The sequence below is a fragment of the Streptomyces lunaelactis genome (genome assembly GCF_003054555.1).
GTDB lineage: Bacteria > Actinomycetota > Actinomycetes > Streptomycetales > Streptomycetaceae > Streptomyces > Streptomyces lunaelactis.
The window spans coordinates 8,243,567-8,259,994 of sequence record NZ_CP026304.1 but is presented as its reverse complement, the minus strand read 5'-3'; the positions used below and the strand labels follow the sequence as shown (position 1 = coordinate 8,259,994).

Here is a 16,428-nt window from a genome sequence, read left to right as displayed (position 1 = left end):
CCGATGAGCCCCACACGACGAGGAAGGCAACGGCGGGCCAACCCGCTGTGCCGCCGGGCGGATGTCGTCAGGGCCTGGACCACGCTTGTCCTCGGAGTTTGCCTCGTCCTCGGAGCTCCGGCAGCGGGCCTGGCCGCGGGCTGGTCGGCGTACGCGTACAACAAGGCGGCGGCCGTCGAGCAGGCGGCGTCGAAACATCGCGTACGCGCCGAACTCACGCAGGACGCCCCGAAGGCAGTCCCGTCCGAGGAAGGATTCGGGGGCGTCGAGAAGTACCGGGTTCCAGTCCGTTGGGTCACCGCCGGCGCCGGCTTCTGCAGCGGCGTCGCGCTGGTGGACGCGGGCCTGGAGCGCGGCGACCGTACGGATGTCTGGCTGGACTCCCAGGGCCGGGTCACCTCGCCTCCGAAGCCGGATGCCGACATCTGGCTGGCCGCCTTCGCCATCGGCTCGGGGGCCGCAGCGGTGAGCGCCGCCGCCGCTCTCATCATGCGGCTGGCCGTCCGCCGGGCGGCCGACCGGCGCCGGATGGCCGAGTGGGAGCAGGAGTGGGCGCTCGTCGGACCCAAGTGGAGCGGCCATCGGGCCTGACGGGCCTCAGGCAGGGCCACTCGGCCCCTCCCCCGCGACCGACGGCCCGTCGGACTCTGAGAACAGATGGCCACGTCGCAACCGCCTCCGAGCACCCGGCGTACTTCAGCCCCAGGAGGCCCGCCATGTCCGATTCCCCGTACATCGTGAGCGATGTCATGACCCACACTGCCGTCGCCGTGGGCCACCAGACCGGTTATCCGCGGGACTCCAGGAAGTCCGCGGCTCTGTCCAGCCGTGACTTTCCGTCGACGTACCGCAGATAGTCCTCCCGTCGTCGAAACGGCCGCCGCCGTGTGACATCTGCGGGCGGGTGGTCGCTCATGAAGTCGTCGAAGGCGGTCTGCCAGGCGGCGGCGTGGACCCGGGCCGAGTCGGTGATGGCGCCGTAGGTGTCGAGGACCACGGCCGCTGTGCCCCCGCAGTGCCCGGGACACAGCGGCCGGTCGGCGCTGCGCCGCGCTCATCGGCCGCCCGCCACCAGGGTGGCGGCGCTGCGTACGGTCATGGATTACCAAGACCGGTTTCGACCCGCGCGAGCTCGACGAGCCCTACCAGTACTTCCTGATCCGGCCGCGGCGCATCCAGGCCTGGCGTGAGGCGAAGGAGCTGCGGGGACGCGACCTCATGCGCGACAGCCGCTGGCTCGGCTGACCGCCGCACGGGAGGAGGAGAAGCATTGGCGGGCGAGGCGGTGGTGGTCGTGCATGAGCCGACCGATGCTCCGCTCGATGGTCCACCTTCTCGGGATGACTTTGAAGCCGCGGGTCCCCGGGAGCCGTTGGACGGGGTGAACGTCGATGCCGAGACGGGCGCCGTGGTCGACTGCCTTACCGCAGCGGAACTGGAGCCGGTCTCATCGAACGCGGACAGCTCCTGACCGCGGGCGGACAGCGGGCAGCAGCGTCCGTCTGCACGTCATGACGGGGAGGGGTCGGCGTTCCAGTGCTGGTCGCCGGCCGCGCCGGCCGGGGCGAAGCCGAGCAGGCTGCCTTCGGAGCCTGCCAGGGGTTCAAGGGCGAAGTCCGGTGCGATTCGGGGGTGTATGGCTCCTGCGCCGTCGACGGTGAAGAGCAGGTTCAGGCCGTTCTTGCCGTTGACGGAGGCGCAGGACCAGATGCCGGCGCCGCGGTCGGTGTCGCCGCGTGAGTCGAGGCAGTAGGCGGGGTCGGCGCTGCTGTGCAGAAGGCCTGTGGAGTCCAGTGTCCAGCGCTGGGTTTCGGCGCCGCTGCAGGTGACGGTGACGACGTCGGTACGGTTGGCCATCACGCCGTTGTCGATGTCCAGGCACAGCCCGGACGCCGCGTTGACTACCTGGGTGTAGGCGGCTCCGAGGGCGATCGGCGCCGGTGGGCGCGGGAGGCTCTTCGACGGGGCGACTGCCGGCGGCTTGGGGTGGGCGGGTGGTGGGGCTCGGCGTGGGTGAGGGCTTCTTCGACACTTCCCGGGTGGGGCTCGGCGACGGAGCGGCGGGGCGGGCAGGGCGGCGGTGGGCCAGGCCTGCTGGGAGGGGCTTCCGGGCGTGGTCGCGGGCCGGGGCGGTGTCCTCGGAGGCGGTCGCCAGCAACGTGCCGACGGCGGCCGCGCCCGCGGCCGCCACGGCGATGCGGACGAGATTCCGCGACGGCCGTCTCGCGCCCCTTGCACCCATCGCGCTGCCGCGCGCTGTCACGTTGGTGGGCGGCGGCTGCGGGAAGGCGGTGAACGCCGGCAGGCCGGCCGCGGCCTGGGAGCGGTCGGGCTGGTCCGGTACGGCATCGAGGACTCCGCGTGCGGGACCGTGGGCTGCGTAGGCCGCTCCGCCCCATCCGAGCAGACCCTCGGCAAACACGGTCCGGGGGTCCTCGGCCATCCGCGTCAGCTGGGCCATCAGCCGGGTACAGCTGGGGCACTGGGTGAGGTGGAGCGCCAGGTCCTCGCTGCGCCGCCGGTCCCCCGGCCGGGCCGCCACCTCGATGATGCGACGGAATCCCAGGCATTTGGCGTCCGCGCCGCGTTCCAAGTAGGCCCGGAGATATGCCTCGCGCAGGGCGTCCTGCGCCTTGCTCCGCAGCTCGGGAACGAGTTCGGGGCGCACGTTGAGGAAGGTGGCGACCGTGGCGTCCGGCTCCTGGTCCACCACCGCGTACCAGAGCATGCCCCGAGTCAGCTCGGGCAGCCGGTAGAAGCCGGTGAGCATGGCGGAGGCGCCTTCGGAGGGCAGGCTGGGGGGCTCGGCCAGGCCCGGCAGCGTGACCGCGGCCGTGTCGTCGGCCGTCTCGTCGGTCCATGCGGCGAAGTCCGGTGCGAGCCGATCGCGGCGGCTGCCGAGGGCCCAGCCGGCACCGGTCCGCTGAACAAGCGTCAGCACATGGTGACGCCAGTTGCCGCGGGGCTCGATGCCCCGGCAGGCCTCCTGAGCGGCGAGGCCGAAGGCCTGGACGGCCAGTTGAGGGCCGGCGGCCCGATCGCGTGCGCAGATCCGGGCGTAGGTCAGTACGGCAGGCAGGTGGCGGCGTTTGAGTTCCTGGACGGCCGGATGGGCGGCGGGGGCACCGGAGCGGATGCGTTCGGTGAGCTTCGCGTCCGACAGGGCGGCGTAGAGCGATTGTTCGTCCGAGGGATCCGGACCTGCCTGGCGGAGCTGTTGCAACCGTTTTACTCCTCGTTCGCTGCGGCGCGACCGACCCGCAGGCCCAGACGGAACACGCCGGTGTTACCAGCGGGAAGCAAGAGCCCATAGTGATGCAGCAGGATCCGCAGGGAAAGGTGTTTCCGTGGGTAAGTCGTCCCGAATGCCACCCCCGCGGTACCGGTATGTCGCGGCGGGCTTGTGCGCCTGCTTCCTCCGTACTTGCGGAACTCGACTCCCTCGTCCCCGCCACGGGCGAGCTATCTGGGCCGATCTCAAGGTCTACTTCTGCGAACCGTCCAGCCCGTGGCAACGGGGCAGCAACGAGAACACCAACCGCCTGTTACGGCAGTGCCTCCCCAAACGCACAGATCTCCGGGACTTCTCACTACGCGACCTCGACGACATCGCCGACAAGATCAACGTCGGCCCCCGCCGCGTCCTCAACTGCGCCACCGCAGCCGAGCTCTGCTGGCTCAACGTCCGGTCCGGGACTGTCACGTAAGGGGATCCCTCTGCGGGCCTCTGGTATCTGATCGCATTTCGGACGCCAGGCTGGACTTGCTGTTCGAACAGATCCCGCAGAGGCTCCTGACACGATTTGCGGCGGACTTCGCCATCAACCTGAAGGTCGTGAGCGTGTCGGTCCGCACCGCTCAGTCGGAGGCCACCAGGTTCGGCAAGCTGCAGTTGGTCGAGCGGCACATCGATGAAGACCACGAGGTCGGCTGGGTCACCGAGCCGACGCCGTGGTTTCGTGGGGATCTCGGCCTGCGGTCGGGGATCCACCGCGACGGGCTCGTGCTGTCCACCGGGCTGGAACACGACACGCTGGTCGCCTTGATCGGGTCCGCGCACCACCTCGCCCCAGCGCCAGGCACAGCGCAAAGACGGCGACTTTGTGAAGGCCGGGTTAAACACCGTTCCTCCTTCAGAGCCGGGTCAAGTCACCGTGGGGGAAGGAGCACGCCGGGATTGAGGATTCCGGCGGGGTCAAGTGCTGCCTTGGCGGCAGTCAGCGCGGCGGCGAACGGGTCCGGGCGCTGAACGTCGTACCAGGGGCGGTGGTCGCGGCCGACCGCATGGTGATGGGTGATCGTCCCACCGTTGTGGGCGATCGCCTCGGAAACGGCTGCCTTGATCTCGTCCCACTGGGCTACGGTGCTGCCCCAGCGGCCCGGCGCATAGACCCCGAAATACGGTGCCGGCCCGTCCGGGTAGACGTGGGTGAACCTGCAGGTCACCACACCGTCTGCACCGGTGACCTTACGGACGGCCTCCCGGGCCGCCTGCATGACGGCATGGTGAAGACTTTCGAACCGGTCCCAGGTACACGCTGTCTCGAAAGTCTCGACGATCACCGAGTGCCGGGCCAGTGCATCGCGTTGATAGGGCATCCGCAGGAAGGAAGAACGCCACGTGTCGCCAGCGCTCTCCTCCCCGGCGATGATCTCGCCGCCCTGGTCTCGGCACAGCTCCCCGGCCCGGTCCAGTGACGTGCTCACCGGATGGTCCGCCGACTCGAACCCCAGCATCAGCACGCCGCCCTCGACGGCGACACCCGCGTTGATCAGCGCCTCGGCGGTATCGAGCAGCCGGCAGTTCGCCGGGTGCAGCCCGCTCTGCGCAATCGCCCTTGTGGCCCTCACCGCCGCGGCGTAGTCGGCGAAGTGCACAGAGGCGCGTGCGCGCCACCGGGGCCGTTCCTCCAGGCGCATCCACGCCTCGGTGATGACGCCCAGCGTGCCTTCGCTACCGAGGAAGAGGCGGTCGGGCGACGGACCCGCCCCGGAGCCCGGTAGCCGCCGCGATTCGCTGGTCCCACTCGGCGTGACCACACGCATCGACTCGACCATGTCGTCGATATGGGTACGCAGCGTCGCGTAGTGGCCGCCTGCCCGGGTGGCCAGCCAGCCGCCCAGGGTGGAGAACTCGAACGACTGCGGGAAGTGCCGCAGCGTCAGGCCGTACGGCCTGAGTTGGTCCTCCAGATGCGGGCCGAACACCCCCGCCTGGATACGCGCTGCCCGGCTCACCGGGTCGATCTCCAGTACCCGGTCCAGACGCCCGAGGTCGATGGTGACCGCGGCGCGGTCGTCGTCGAACCGGGGCTCAATTCCGCCGACGACCGAACTGCCGCCGCCGTAGGCGATCGCGGCGATCCCGTCGCGGGCACACCAGTCGAGCAGGTCGACCAGGTCCCGCTCCCGTCGCGGCCGGGCCACCAGATCGGGTACCTGGCGAAGATCCCCGTGCAGATTGCGCACCACGTCCCGAAACGCCTTGCCATGTGCGTGCCCGGCCCGGTCAGCCGGGTCGGCGGAGCAGAGACCCGCGAGTGCAGCGGGGGCGGACACCCGGGGAGCGGGCAGCCCGAGCGCGGGGATGTCCGGCGGTTCATGGCCCGTCAGGTCGCCGGGCGCCAGCATCCGGACCCTGGCCAGCAGGGCACCCAACTCCGCGCCGGCCACCGTCTCCTCGACGTTGCCCCAGCCCCACCATGACCGTGTCATCGCCACCCCTTCACAATTGACTGCGGGGTAATTTACTCACTAGTCACACAGAGCGCTAGAGTGGGCATGTGAACAAGGCCGGAACCAAGGGCGTTGCCCGCGCCGAACGGGAACAGCAGATCATCGGCATCGCGATCGAAGAGTTGGGCAAACGAGGCCACGCCCTCGCCTCCGTCGTCGACATCGCCCGGCGCGCAGGCATTTCCAAGCCGCTGATCTACGGCTACTTCGGCTCCAGGGACGGCCTGTATCTGGCCTGCCTGCGCCATGTCGGTGACCTGCTGGTCGAAGCCGTCAACGCCGCTCAAACCCGCAGCGGCTCGTCCGATCACGCCGTGGACACCCTCTCCGCGATCTTCGACGCAGTCGACCCGTGCCGCTACGCCTGGTCCGTGCTCTACGACCCGACTCTTCCGCCCGTCGGCGAGATCCACGACGCCGCGATGCACTACCGGACCCGGCTCGCCGGTATTGGTGCATCGGGCAGCACACAGCTCCTCACCCGCGCGGGACACCACGACCCGCTCGACCACGCTTTCCTCAACCACATCTGGCAGTACGCCGTTACCGCCGTCATGCGTTGGTGGATCGACCACCCCGAGCAGTCACCTGCAGACATGACGGCCCGCTGTGCACGAATCCTGTCCGCACTGGACCCGGACTGACAGAGAGAGGACCGGACTGACAGAGAGGTGCGGGGCGCAGCCAACGGCTGCGCCCCAGGGCACGTTGACAGGCGTCTACCGACATGTTGCTATGAGGCGCTGCTCGTCCGGACCTGCGCCGCGCCCCTTGCCGCTCGACGGAAGCGGCGCCGGATCGACGGCCACACGACCGGGCGGCTTCTTGATGCCGCCCCCGGAGCGGCGCCCCCGAACCAGAGCGAGGACCCATGCCGCAACGCGCCGCGACCATTGTCGGCGGCGGGATCGGCGGCCTCGCGGCGGCCATCGCCCTGCACCGCCGGGGCTGGCGCGTCGAAGTGCTGGAACGGGCCCCGGAGTTCACTGAGCTCGGCGCCGGCATCTCCTTGTGGCCGAACGCGCTCCACGCACTCGAGGTCCTCGGCCTGGCCGGCTCCGTCCGGGCACTCGGCGCCGTCGAGGCCACAGGCGGGGTGCGCGACCGCCGGGGCCGCTGGCTGTCCCGTACGGACAACGCGGAGCTGGCACGCCGCTTCGGCCATCCCCTGGTGGTCCTGCACCGCGCGGACCTGTTGCGGACGCTCACCGAGGCGCTGCCCGCGGGCAGCCTGCGGTCGGGCAGCGAGGTGTCCGCGGTCCGCGAGGACCGCCGCTGCCTGGTTGTCGATCACCGGAGGGGCGAGTCCCGGCCCGACCTCGTGGTCGGCGCCGACGGGCTGCGCAGCGCGGTCCGCCGCGCCCTGTGGCCCGACGCGGCCGGCCCCCGGTACGCCGGTTACACCGCCTGGCGCATGGTCACCGAGCCCCTCGCCGAGCCACCCTCCGAGGGCGCCGCGACCTGGGGACGCGGGGCGAGGCTCGGCTACACGGCGCTGCCGGGCGGGCGGATGTACTGCTTCGCGACCGCGTCGCTGCCGGCGGGAGCAGCCTCCGGCTCGTCCGAATACGCCGAACTGCTGCGCCGGTTCGGGTCCTGGCCGGATCCCATCCCCGCCCTACTGGCCGCTGTCCCCGCGGACGCGGTGCTCCGACACGACCTGTACGACCTGCCGCCGCTGCCCTCCTTCGTCCGCGGCCGGGTCGCACTGCTGGGCGACGCAGCCCATGCCATGACCCCTAATCTCGGCCAAGGCGCGTGCCAGGCGCTGGAGGACGCGGTAACCCTCGCCCACTGCCTCGACGGCACCCCGGACGTGGCCGCCGCGCTCCGCTCGTACGACCTGCTGCGCCGCCCGCGGACCCAGGCCATCACGCGCCGCTCCGCCCGCCTCGGCGCAGTCGGCCAGCTGTCGTGGCCGCCCGCGGTGCTGCTGCGCGACACGGCCGCCCGGCTCACGCCGACGCGGGCGACGCTGCGTTCCATGACGCCAGTACTCGGCTGGACCGCGCCCGGTGACCCGGTGACCGCAACAGAGAGCGAGAGCCACTGATGCCGGACTGGACATATCACCCGCTGCGCGGCGCGGCCGCTGCCGTCCTGGGCCGGCGCCGTTCGCAGCGCACCGCACTGCGGCTGCTGGCCTCGATCGGCTCCCGTCGCGCCGGCGCGCGGCTGATCGCCCGCGGGTTCGGCCACCGTCATCCGCCCGAGCGGCTCGCCGGCGAGATCGCCGGGGTGCCCGTGACCGTCCGCGTCGGCATATCCGTGCCGCCCTCACTCGCCCGCGAGGCGGTACGCGCCATGCCCCCGCTCGGGGCCGGTGTCGTCGAGGTGTCGCCCGTCTCGGTGGCCGACGCGGAGACCGTACGCGAAGCTGCTGCCGGCCGCTCGATCCCGCTGGTTGTCCGCGCCTGCGACCCGGAGGCCGAGGCCGCCCTCAAGCCCCATGTCGACGGCTTCACCAGCAGCGACGACCCGCACGTGGTCCGTGTGTCCGACCCGTCCGTCACCGCCGCGGCCGCTGCGCTCGAGGAGCCGGGCGTCGTCGTGCTCGCCCGGCCCGGGGTGCTTGTCGCGGCCGGACCCGGCTGGTTCGCACGGGTCACCGAGGCAGCCACGCCCACCGCGCCCGCTCCGGTGCTACGGGACGTCGGCCGCGATCCCCGCCGCTGGCCCGCCTGGTGGTGGGCGCTGCTCGTCGGGCTCGGTATGACGGGCGCCGGACTCGGCGCCGCGGCGATCACGCTCGGGCCGGTGCTGCTCTGGTACGACCGTGACTACCTCGGCATGACGCTGCACGAACTGCATGCCGCCAACCACCACCTCGTGCACTTCCTCCAGCACGACAGGATCACCATGGCCGGCACGATGGTGGCGATCGGCGCCCTCTACACCGGCCTCGCCGTGGGCGGGATCAGACGCGGCTGGCCCTGGGCGCGCGAGGTGTATCTGCTCTCGGGGTCGATCGGCTTCCCCACCTTGTTCTACTTCCTGGCCACCGGATTCGTGGAACCCCTGCACACGGCCACCACCATCGTGCTGTTCCCGATGTTCGTGGCCGCGGTCCGTCGGACCCCGCACGCACCGCGGTGGCGCCTGGCGCCCGAGGGTCCAGAGCCGGAGCGCCGACGGGCGCTGGCCGGCCAGCTGTTGCTGATCGTCACAGGAGCGGGGCTGTTTGCCGGCGGAGCGGTGATCTCGGTGGTCGGTCTTACCGGTGTCTTCGTGCCGACCGATCTGGTCTTCCTGGGCACCAGCACGCAGACGCTGGAAGCCGTGAATCCCTGGCTTGTGCCGTTCGTCGCCCACGACCGCGCGGGGTTCGGCGGCGCCCTGATGTCCGCCGCGGTGGCGATCACGCTGCTCAGCGCGTGGGGCTGGCGGCGGGGTGAGGCCTGGGTGTTCTGGACCCTGGCCGCGGCGGCGGCCGCCGGCTTCCTGCCGGCTGTCGTGGTGCACGGCGCGATTCACTACACGGACTTCATCCACCTCGCGCCGGTCTACTTCGGCATCGCCATGACCGGCACCGGCCTGCTGCTCGCGCGTCCGTACCTCTGCGCCAAGGCGTCGGCGAGGCCGAAGGACTGACGGGCCGCCCCGGCGAGCGCTCCACCATGAGCGCATGGACGACTCGCCCCCCCCGATCCACCGGACTGGTCAAGAGCCGCAAGCACGGCCCTGGCTGAGCGCCTCCCGAAGTGCTGAGGATCCGTTGTCGGAAGTCGGATCAGCCCTCGGTGTTCGAGTACGACTCATAGGAGTAGCGGGTGTTGCGGTCCCAGCTCTCGCTGGTGATGCGTTCGTATGCATGGTCCGGTGTGTAGAGCAGGCTCTCGGCCCAGATCTGGCCGGTGGCGTACGGGACAAAGTTCGCAGGGTCTTGCATGACGCTTTCGAACGCGGTGCGGCCGGCGGCAACGACCGCGCAGCGTGTGTAGAGGAAGGCGTCGCCGGACAGGCCCTCTCCGTGTTCCTTGCGTTCCAGACGGTAGAGCGTCCATGACAGCTGTTCGGCGAAGCCGGTGACCACGAACATCGGGGACTGGGCAAGGCGGTCGGTCAATTCACCTGCAAGCCGTTCGGCGTCAGGGTCCGGTCCCGTGGGCCTGCACTCTTCGATGAGCTGCCAGAAGGCGTCTTCGTTCATGCCGGTGAGCATGACGCACCGGTCTGACACTACGGCTGCGGTGTCCCCCTGTTCCTGCTGCCGTCAGGAGGACGCGCTTGCGGAGCAAGAGGAGCTTGGCTCGTCCGAACATCTGGCGTTTGATCATCTTGATGTGTCCGATCCCGGCATCCTCCCCGCGTTCCGGCAGGCGGCCACCCGCCTCGGCCTCGACCTGCCGGACGACCCGGGCGACCCGGGCGACGTACTCGAAGCGGACATGGAGAAAGTCCACGGCCTGTGGCGCCACCGGTAGTAAGGAACGCTGCTTCCGTCAGACCCAACTGGCCTCAGATGGGCGGCAGTTGTGCCGCACCGATCCGGAGTCGCTCATTCCCTGTCACGACCGCCGTACGGTGCCGTGGCCCCGCGGGCCGAACTATGCGAGGGGCAGCTGTCCGAGGGGACGCCCGGCATCGGCGCGGTGCCGCCAGGGCGGCGAGGTCCGGGCCGGTGAACGACGGTCCCGTCCAGGAGGCGGGGACCGCCACGGGCTCGAGATACACCCTGGCCGAAGCGCCGGGTAGCGTCGTACAGGCACTGCAGGGTGTGCAGGGCCCGGGCGTCGAAGATGCCGAGGAACGAGCCGGGCCAGCGGGCGCTGAGGCGATCGTGACCTGCAGAAGCCAGGCGGAGTCCGAACTGTCAGAGGTGGTTGTGGTCATACGACGACCGTAGCGGCGCCCACTGACAGTTCCCTGCCCGCCAGCATCAGGCACGGTCCGGTGCGGGACCGCGCGTCCCTGATCACCGCCCGGCAGCTGGCCGATCGTCTCGCTGACACAGCGCCAACCCGCATGGCAGTCCCGTACTCAGACGCCGGTGAGTACACGGGGCGCTCGCACCGGTCTGCCACGACCTGACGGAGTGAGCGGAAGGCTGCGTCACATCCACCACCGGGAAGCAACAAGCGGGCTTTCGTCGGTCAAAGTGCGCCGAGCACCTCATGCGGGCTGTCCGGAAGCCTCGGCCGTCTGTCATGGCCGGGCCCAGTTCAAGCCGCCCTCCGCAACCGCAGCCGGGTAAGCCGGCGCACGACGAGGACCGCCAGCACGCCGACGGCGATGTCGAGGACGTCGGCGACCATCAACAGTCCCACTGCATACCTGCAGCCCAGGAGGAATGCCCATCTCGCAGACCACGCATACCTCGTGAGGCGACGCACCGGGCGCCGGAGGAGGCGGAGCCAGCGATCATGGGCGGCACCCGTTTTTCGGTCACGATGAGCTCAGTCCGACAACTGACTATTCTTCACATACGGAGGAACGGTATTGATTGTGGAGTTCGCGCATAGAGATCGATGAATCTGGAGGTACCACCATGGTCCGTCTCCGTTCGGCCTTGCTGGCCCTGCTGACCGCTGCCGCATGCGTCGCGCTCCCCGGGTCATGGGCCTCGGCCTCCCCCGGCGACACCGCGACCATGTGCTCGAGCTCCTTGACGCCGTCCGGCTGGGTCGATGTGCAGTGGTGGAACAGCTGGGCGTGCGGCACCACGTTCAACCCCAATATGAAGAAAATCCAGCAGGTCTCCGGCATGCCGATCGGCTCCACCGTGAACGCCTGCGCCTCCACACTGCCCCCGGCGGGCTGGGTGCAGGTGAACCGCTTCTACAGCGGCGCCTGCCAGTACTCAGCAGTGCCCAGCCATGACCCCAACACCTGGACGATCAAACGGGTTTCCTGAAGCCGAAAATCTCCCCTCGAGGGGGAGAAGGAAGCTGTGGAAGGTGAAGGCGGACCTTCGCTCTGGCCTGGACGAGCGGCGCAAGCTCTACCGCGAGGAAGTCGCCGTCGTCATCGACCAATCTCAATCGGACAGCCGCAGGTACCGACGGATCCACAACAGCCTGCAGGGCCTCATCATGGTTGGCCCTGCCGCCACGACCACGATCGCTGCCCTGGATACCGGCAAGGAACTGACCCTGGCAGTCGCTCACCCTCACCTTGATCAGCTTCGCGATCACCGTGGCCGCGATGTTCACCGGCTACTACCCGGGACCGATGGGCGATTTCCACACGGCTACGGGGCTCAGTTCGAGTTCACCGAGGACTGTCTCACCGCGGTGTTGGCCTTCCGTGACCGCCGCGTTCGGGCACGTCTCAGCGCTTCCGTACACATGATCGTCGGAGCCTCCATGGCCCGTGGGATGCACGGGGATGAGAGCGTGACAGCCGTTCACCATCTCTCCCACAACGACATCCGGCAGTGTCTGGAAGCACGTCTGGACCGAACGAGGCTGCCCAAGCCGAAGGCCGACTGGACCGAGGCGAGCGAGTCGCCCCACGAATACATGTACCGCGCTCAGCAGGAGATGGAAGCGGCCTTGGAGGCCTTTGACTTGGAGAACGAGGCAGCCGAACCGCCCGGCGTGTAGGCGCCAGGTCTTTGCCCTACCGGCCGAGGTGCAGGCCCTGATGAACCAGCCCCGGGCCAGCGGGAGTTCCCGGCACGGTCCCGACGCCACAAGGCCATGTCCAAAGCATCGAGGACGAGCTTCGCCCGTTTGCTGGCGGACGCGGACCAGCCGACGATCGCCCGGGAGAACACGTCGACGACAAACGCGACGTAGACGATCCCGGACCAGGTGGCCACGTAAGTGAAGTCGGCCACCCACCGCTCTTTCGAGTAAGCCACGTCTGGGTCGGCCCGGAACCGGTCCATCACGTCGGCGACGTCCTTGGCGGGCTGCGTTGACGTGACGCGGCGCTGCCGGCGACCGCGGCTGACGGCTGCCGGTCCGGCGGGACCGTCCGGCCGCAGGATCACCACACCGTCGCGTGCGTAGACCGTGCGCCAGCCGCGCGCTTCGGCGTCGCGCAGGGCGGCGGGGACTCCGCCCGGCGGCCAGGGCTCGTTCGTGTCGGCGATCAGCCAGCCGAGGTCGGGGCGCCGGTCGAATACGCCGTGGGTCGCCAGATGGACCGTGGCACGGTTGGTCAGATGCGGCGCGAGGTGGTTGCTCGCGGCGACCCGCGCGCCGTCCGGGATCAGGGCGAGCGCCGCCCGGGTGGCCGACCGGCGGGGGCTGTCCCGCCAGAAACCGGGGTCGGCCAGGTCCCGGAACGGAAGAGCAGGCAGCAGGAGTACGGCGACAAGCGCGGGAACGGCCAGCCCGCGGCGGACAAGCGAGCTTCCCGCCTTGCCGTTCCCCCGGTCCGGCAGTCGGCGCACCGCGTCGATCAGGGCGAGGAAGACGATCGGCATCAGGACCGCCGAGTAGTGGTGTTCTGGGCCCCAGTAGGCGGTGTTGGGCGACAGGAAGCGCCAGGCCAGCGTGGGGACGGCCAGCAGGACGAGGGGACTGAGCAGGGACAGTCCGGCGGTGATGCCCAGCAGCAGGACGATCGTGGCGGCTTTGATGCCCCAGCCGTCGAGGGCCGCAAGAGGGTCGTCGCCGAACGTGGCATAGGCGTACGCGCCGTCCGGCGCGAAGGCCGGGATCACCAGCAGGACGGCCAGCGCTGAACTCACCGGCCCGAGGACGCAGAGCGCCGCCCCGGCCCGGCGGTGGTGTCGCCACAGCAGCAGACCGAGGACAAGCAGCGTGGCGCCCAGGTCTTCCTTGATCAGGATCAGTCCGCCGGCCCACCAAGCGGCCGCCGCCCAGCGTCCGTTCAGGTAGGCGGCGCCTGCCAGGGCCAGCAGCGGTACGGCGAATGCGACCTCGTGGAAATCGAAGCCGATCAGCTGCTGCAGCCCCCAGGAGAAGGCGTACGCCGCGCCGAGCACCGGTCCCGCCGCCGGGTGCGGGACATGGCGGGCCGCGGCGCGCGAGACGGCGTATGCGGAGACCGCGATCAGGGCGGCCTGGACGACGAGGAGCAGTTCGGGGTGCGGGAGGAGCCGGTAGAGCGGCGCAAGGACCGCCAGGACGGGGTGGAAGTGATCGGCGAACAGCGGGAATGCGTCGTCCGTGAAGCCGACCGGAGCGCTCGCGGTGCGTATCTCGGAGTCGGGCAGGTCACCGGCGGCGTACGACCGGACGGCTTGTTCGAAGATGCCCAGGTCGTAACCGGTGGTGCCGAAGACAGCGTGCAGGCGGAGCGCGAAGACGGTGTACACGGCGAAGACCGCCGCGGCGACGAGCACAGGCGTACGGCGATCGTGGCGCGGGCGGGCGGACGCGGTGCGCAGGGGCGGTGGTGCGGCCGGAAGCATGCGCGGAGCCTGGCCGACCGGCGCTGAGGATCCGCTGAAGGAGGCTGAGGATTTCTTCAGAGCGCCGCTGTTCCTGCCACCCATACTGGGGCCTGTGCGAGTACTGGTGATCGAGGACGAGGTGCGGCTCGCCCAGTCCCTGCGCAGGGGGCTGACGGCCGCCGGCTACGCCGTCGATCTCGCGCACGACGGAGTGAGCGGACTGCATCTGGCGCGGGAGCACCGCTACGCCGCGATCTTGCTCGACATCATGCTGCCCGGCCTCAACGGCTACCAGGTGTGCTCCCGGCTGCGGGCCGAGCGCCACGACGTGCCGATCCTGATGCTGACCGCCAAGAACGGCGAGTACGACGAGACGGAGGGGCTCGACTGCGGCGCGGACGACTATCTCGCCAAGCCGTTCTCGTACGTGGTTCTGGAGGCCCGGCTGCGTGCACTGCTGCGGCGCGGCGGGGCCCGGACCGTCGCGGCTCAGCTGACGTGCGGCGACCTCTGGCTCGACCCGGCGCGGCGGACGTGCGGGCGGCGCAGCGAGACGATCGCGCTGACGCCGAAGGAGTTCGGCGTGCTGTGGTGCCTGATGGAGCGCATGGACGAAGTGGTCGCCAAGTACGACGTGCTGGACGAGGTGTGGTCGGCGGACTTCACGGGCGACCCGAACATCGTCCAGGTGTATGTCAGCGCGGTGCGGCGGAAAATCGACGCGCCGTTCGGCCGGGACACCATCGAGACGGTGCGCGGCGGCGGCTACCGGATCGCCGGTGACGGCCGTGCGTGACCGGCACGCGGTGCGTACGGCCGCGCGTGACCGGCACACCTGGCTGCCGCCGCGCCCGGCATGGGCCGCAGCTGTCGCGGCCGCGGTGCCCGTAACCACGGCGGCGGCCTGGCTGCAGTACCTCAGCGACGGGGCCGCGGGGCCGCTTGCCGCGTGGCCCCCGGACCGTCTGAGCGGCCGGACCGGGCCTCAGACGCAGTTGCTCGAGGCCGGGTACGCGCTCGGCGCGGTGTTCGTCGGGGCCGTCTGCTGGCTCGCGAGCCGCGGCGAGCTGCACGTCGTCCGGCTCCGCACCGCCGGCGCCGCCACCGGCATGGCATTCGTCCTGCTCTTCACCAACACCCAGTGGCTGCACAGCTACAACGGGCCTGACGTATCCGCCCCCTGGGGCCTGACCATCGGCGCCCCGACCGCCGCCCTTCTCGTCGGAGCGGTCGCGTGGGCGGCGTTCGGCCGCGGTCAACGCCGCATCCCGCTGCGCGGACGACTCGCCCTGACATCGGGTGCCGTCGCGTCCCTGCTTCTGATCCTCGTGATCTACGCGCAGGACCGGGCGATGTACATTCCCGCCCTTCAGGACCTGAACTGGTTCTGGATCATGGCCACCAACGGCGTTCCCACCATCGGGCTGCTGACCGGAGCCCTCACCCAGATCGCCGCCGGGCGCGCGCTGCGGCCCGTCGAGGCGATCCGCCGGCGCCTTGAGGAGATCACCGCCAGCTCCCTCGACCAGCGTGTGCCTGCGCCGGACGCCGACCAGGACGACGAGATCGCCCGGCTGGCCCGCACCACCAATGCCACCCTCGACCGCCTCGAACAATCCTCCGCGCTGCAACGGCAGTTCGTCGCAGACACCGCCCACGAACTGCGCAGCCCGCTCGCCGGGCTGCGCGCACAGCTGGAGTCGGCGTCGCGTCGCCCGCAGGGCGTGGACTGGCCATCGGTCGTCGAGGACGCCACTCCCGATGTCATACGCCTCCAGGCGCTGGCTGAGGATCTGCTGCTGCTCGCCCGACTGGATGCCACCGACGCCAACGCCGTCGGTGGCGCCGCAGTTCCGGCCGCCGACGCTCCTGCGGTGGATCTCGCCGCGCTCGCCGAGGACCTGGTGCGCGAATACCGGCATCTGCCCTCCGCCGACGGCCTGGAGCTCACCCTGCGCCGCGACGCTGGAACAGGCGCCCCCGCCGTGGTGCCGGGCGACGCGCTCCAGTTGGAACGCCTGCTGCGCAACCTGCTGGACAACGCCTGCCGGCACGCCGCCGTCGCGGTCATGCTCAGGCTCACCACCGACGACGCCACCGACAGGGTGGTGATCGACATCTCGGACGACGGTCCAGGCATCCCACCCGCCGAACGAGACCGTGTGTTCGAGCGCTTCATCCGCCTCGACGACGCCCGCGCCCGCGCCACCGGCGGCACCGGCCTCGGCCTGCCCATAGCCCGCGAGATCGCGCTGCGCCACGGTGGCATCCTCACCATCACCGACCGCACGCCGGGTGCGACGCTGCGGACCCAGCTGCCGCGAGCCCGGGCGCCGAGGGCCGGCGGGCAGGGCTCAGCCCCGTAGGCGCCTTCATCGACT

General features: G+C 70.5%; 14 protein-coding genes and 4 pseudogenes. 12 read left to right on the top strand and 6 right to left on the bottom strand.

Annotation, left to right across the window (positions count from 1 at the left end; all coding sequences use genetic code 11):
* Positions 1 to 3: 3 nt before the first annotated feature.
* Positions 4 to 591 (top strand): Rv1733c family protein, encoded by a 588-nt coding sequence (locus SLUN_RS37725; RefSeq protein ID WP_108154341.1) that lies wholly within the window; start codon positions 4 to 6, stop codon positions 589 to 591.
* A gap of 199 nt (positions 592 to 790) precedes the next feature.
* On the opposite strand, the pseudogene SLUN_RS37720 reads toward SLUN_RS37725, so the two are convergent.
* Positions 791 to 1,030: pseudogene (locus SLUN_RS37720) on the bottom strand (hydrolase); the annotation flags it as partial.
* A gap of 74 nt (positions 1,031 to 1,104) precedes the next feature.
* Between SLUN_RS37720 and SLUN_RS41890 the strand changes: the two are divergent.
* A pseudogene (locus SLUN_RS41890) lies at positions 1,105 to 1,245 on the top strand (pyridoxamine 5'-phosphate oxidase family protein); the annotation flags it as partial.
* A gap of 28 nt (positions 1,246 to 1,273) precedes the next feature.
* Here SLUN_RS41890 and SLUN_RS41885 read toward each other — a convergent pair.
* Together SLUN_RS41885 and SLUN_RS42520 are read right to left on the bottom strand one after the other, a co-directional pair.
* Positions 1,274 to 1,423, bottom strand: a pseudogene (locus SLUN_RS41885) (IS5 family transposase); the annotation flags it as partial.
* An 86-nt stretch (positions 1,424 to 1,509) separates the two neighbouring features.
* The gene (locus tag SLUN_RS42520; protein ID WP_503461805.1) at positions 1,510 to 1,860 is read right to left on the bottom strand and encodes a ricin-type beta-trefoil lectin domain protein; all 351 of its coding nucleotides are present in this window, start codon (positions 1,858 to 1,860) and stop codon (positions 1,510 to 1,512) included.
* Positions 1,861 to 3,476: 1,616 nt separating this feature from the next.
* Here SLUN_RS42520 and SLUN_RS41880 point away from each other — a divergent pair.
* Positions 3,477 to 3,647 (top strand): annotated as a pseudogene (locus SLUN_RS41880) (IS30 family transposase); the annotation flags it as partial.
* 2 nt (positions 3,648 to 3,649) lie between these two features.
* The gene (locus SLUN_RS42515) at positions 3,650 to 4,249 is read left to right on the top strand and encodes a DUF7019 family protein (protein ID WP_371413931.1); all 600 of its coding nucleotides are present in this window, start codon (positions 3,650 to 3,652) and stop codon (positions 4,247 to 4,249) included.
* On the opposite strand, the gene SLUN_RS37690 is transcribed toward SLUN_RS42515, so the two are convergent.
* A complete protein-coding gene (locus SLUN_RS37690) occupies positions 4,150 to 5,715 on the bottom strand; it encodes an FAD-binding oxidoreductase (protein ID WP_108154338.1) in 1,566 nt (521 codons plus the stop codon). The genes SLUN_RS42515 and SLUN_RS37690 overlap by 100 nt on opposite strands.
* Before the next feature lie 68 nt (positions 5,716 to 5,783).
* Between SLUN_RS37690 and SLUN_RS37685 the strand changes: the two genes are divergently transcribed.
* From SLUN_RS37685 to SLUN_RS37675, 3 genes are all read left to right on the top strand, one after another.
* Positions 5,784 to 6,380 carry a TetR/AcrR family transcriptional regulator gene (locus tag SLUN_RS37685; RefSeq protein WP_108154337.1) on the top strand — a complete coding sequence of 199 codons (597 nt, stop codon included), beginning with the start codon at positions 5,784 to 5,786 and terminating at the stop codon, positions 6,378 to 6,380.
* A gap of 227 nt (positions 6,381 to 6,607) precedes the next feature.
* On the top strand, positions 6,608 to 7,789 hold the full coding sequence (locus SLUN_RS37680) for an FAD-dependent monooxygenase (RefSeq protein ID WP_108154336.1): 1,182 nt from the start codon (positions 6,608 to 6,610) through the stop codon (positions 7,787 to 7,789).
* Positions 7,789 to 9,327, top strand: coding sequence for a hypothetical protein (locus SLUN_RS37675; protein WP_108154335.1), 1,539 nt, complete (start codon positions 7,789 to 7,791; stop codon positions 9,325 to 9,327). Before SLUN_RS37680 ends, SLUN_RS37675 begins: the two co-directional genes overlap by 1 nt.
* Positions 9,328 to 9,466: 139 nt before the next feature.
* On the opposite strand, the gene SLUN_RS37670 is transcribed toward SLUN_RS37675, so the two are convergent.
* Complete coding sequence (locus SLUN_RS37670; RefSeq protein ID WP_108155167.1) at positions 9,467 to 9,886, bottom strand: DUF4240 domain-containing protein; 420 nt, start codon at positions 9,884 to 9,886, stop codon at positions 9,467 to 9,469.
* 133 nt (positions 9,887 to 10,019) lie between these two features.
* Between SLUN_RS37670 and SLUN_RS39780 the strand changes: the two genes are divergently transcribed.
* From SLUN_RS39780 to SLUN_RS39775, 3 genes are all read left to right on the top strand, one after another.
* Positions 10,020 to 10,160 (top strand): hypothetical protein, encoded by a 141-nt coding sequence (locus SLUN_RS39780; protein ID WP_159100434.1) that lies wholly within the window; start codon positions 10,020 to 10,022, stop codon positions 10,158 to 10,160.
* Between the two features lie 1,064 nt (positions 10,161 to 11,224).
* Positions 11,225 to 11,590, top strand: coding sequence for a hypothetical protein (locus SLUN_RS37665; RefSeq protein WP_108154334.1), 366 nt, complete (start codon positions 11,225 to 11,227; stop codon positions 11,588 to 11,590).
* A gap of 43 nt (positions 11,591 to 11,633) precedes the next feature.
* Positions 11,634 to 12,281, top strand: coding sequence for a hypothetical protein (locus SLUN_RS39775; RefSeq protein WP_159100433.1), 648 nt, complete (start codon positions 11,634 to 11,636; stop codon positions 12,279 to 12,281).
* Here the strand turns inward: SLUN_RS39775 and SLUN_RS37660 are convergent.
* The gene (locus SLUN_RS37660; protein WP_159100432.1) at positions 12,209 to 14,065 is read right to left on the bottom strand and encodes a DUF2079 domain-containing protein; all 1,857 of its coding nucleotides are present in this window, start codon (positions 14,063 to 14,065) and stop codon (positions 12,209 to 12,211) included. The genes SLUN_RS39775 and SLUN_RS37660 overlap by 73 nt on opposite strands.
* Positions 14,066 to 14,159: 94 nt before the next feature.
* On the opposite strand from SLUN_RS37660, the gene SLUN_RS37655 reads away from it, so the two are divergent.
* Positions 14,160 to 14,843, top strand: a complete 684-nt coding sequence (locus tag SLUN_RS37655; RefSeq protein WP_108154332.1) for a response regulator transcription factor — start codon at positions 14,160 to 14,162, stop codon at positions 14,841 to 14,843.
* On the top strand, positions 14,827 to 16,413 hold the full coding sequence (locus SLUN_RS37650) for a sensor histidine kinase (RefSeq protein ID WP_108154331.1): 1,587 nt from the start codon (positions 14,827 to 14,829) through the stop codon (positions 16,411 to 16,413). Before SLUN_RS37655 ends, SLUN_RS37650 begins: the two co-directional genes overlap by 17 nt.
* The last annotated feature ends 15 nt before the right edge of the window (positions 16,414 to 16,428 follow it).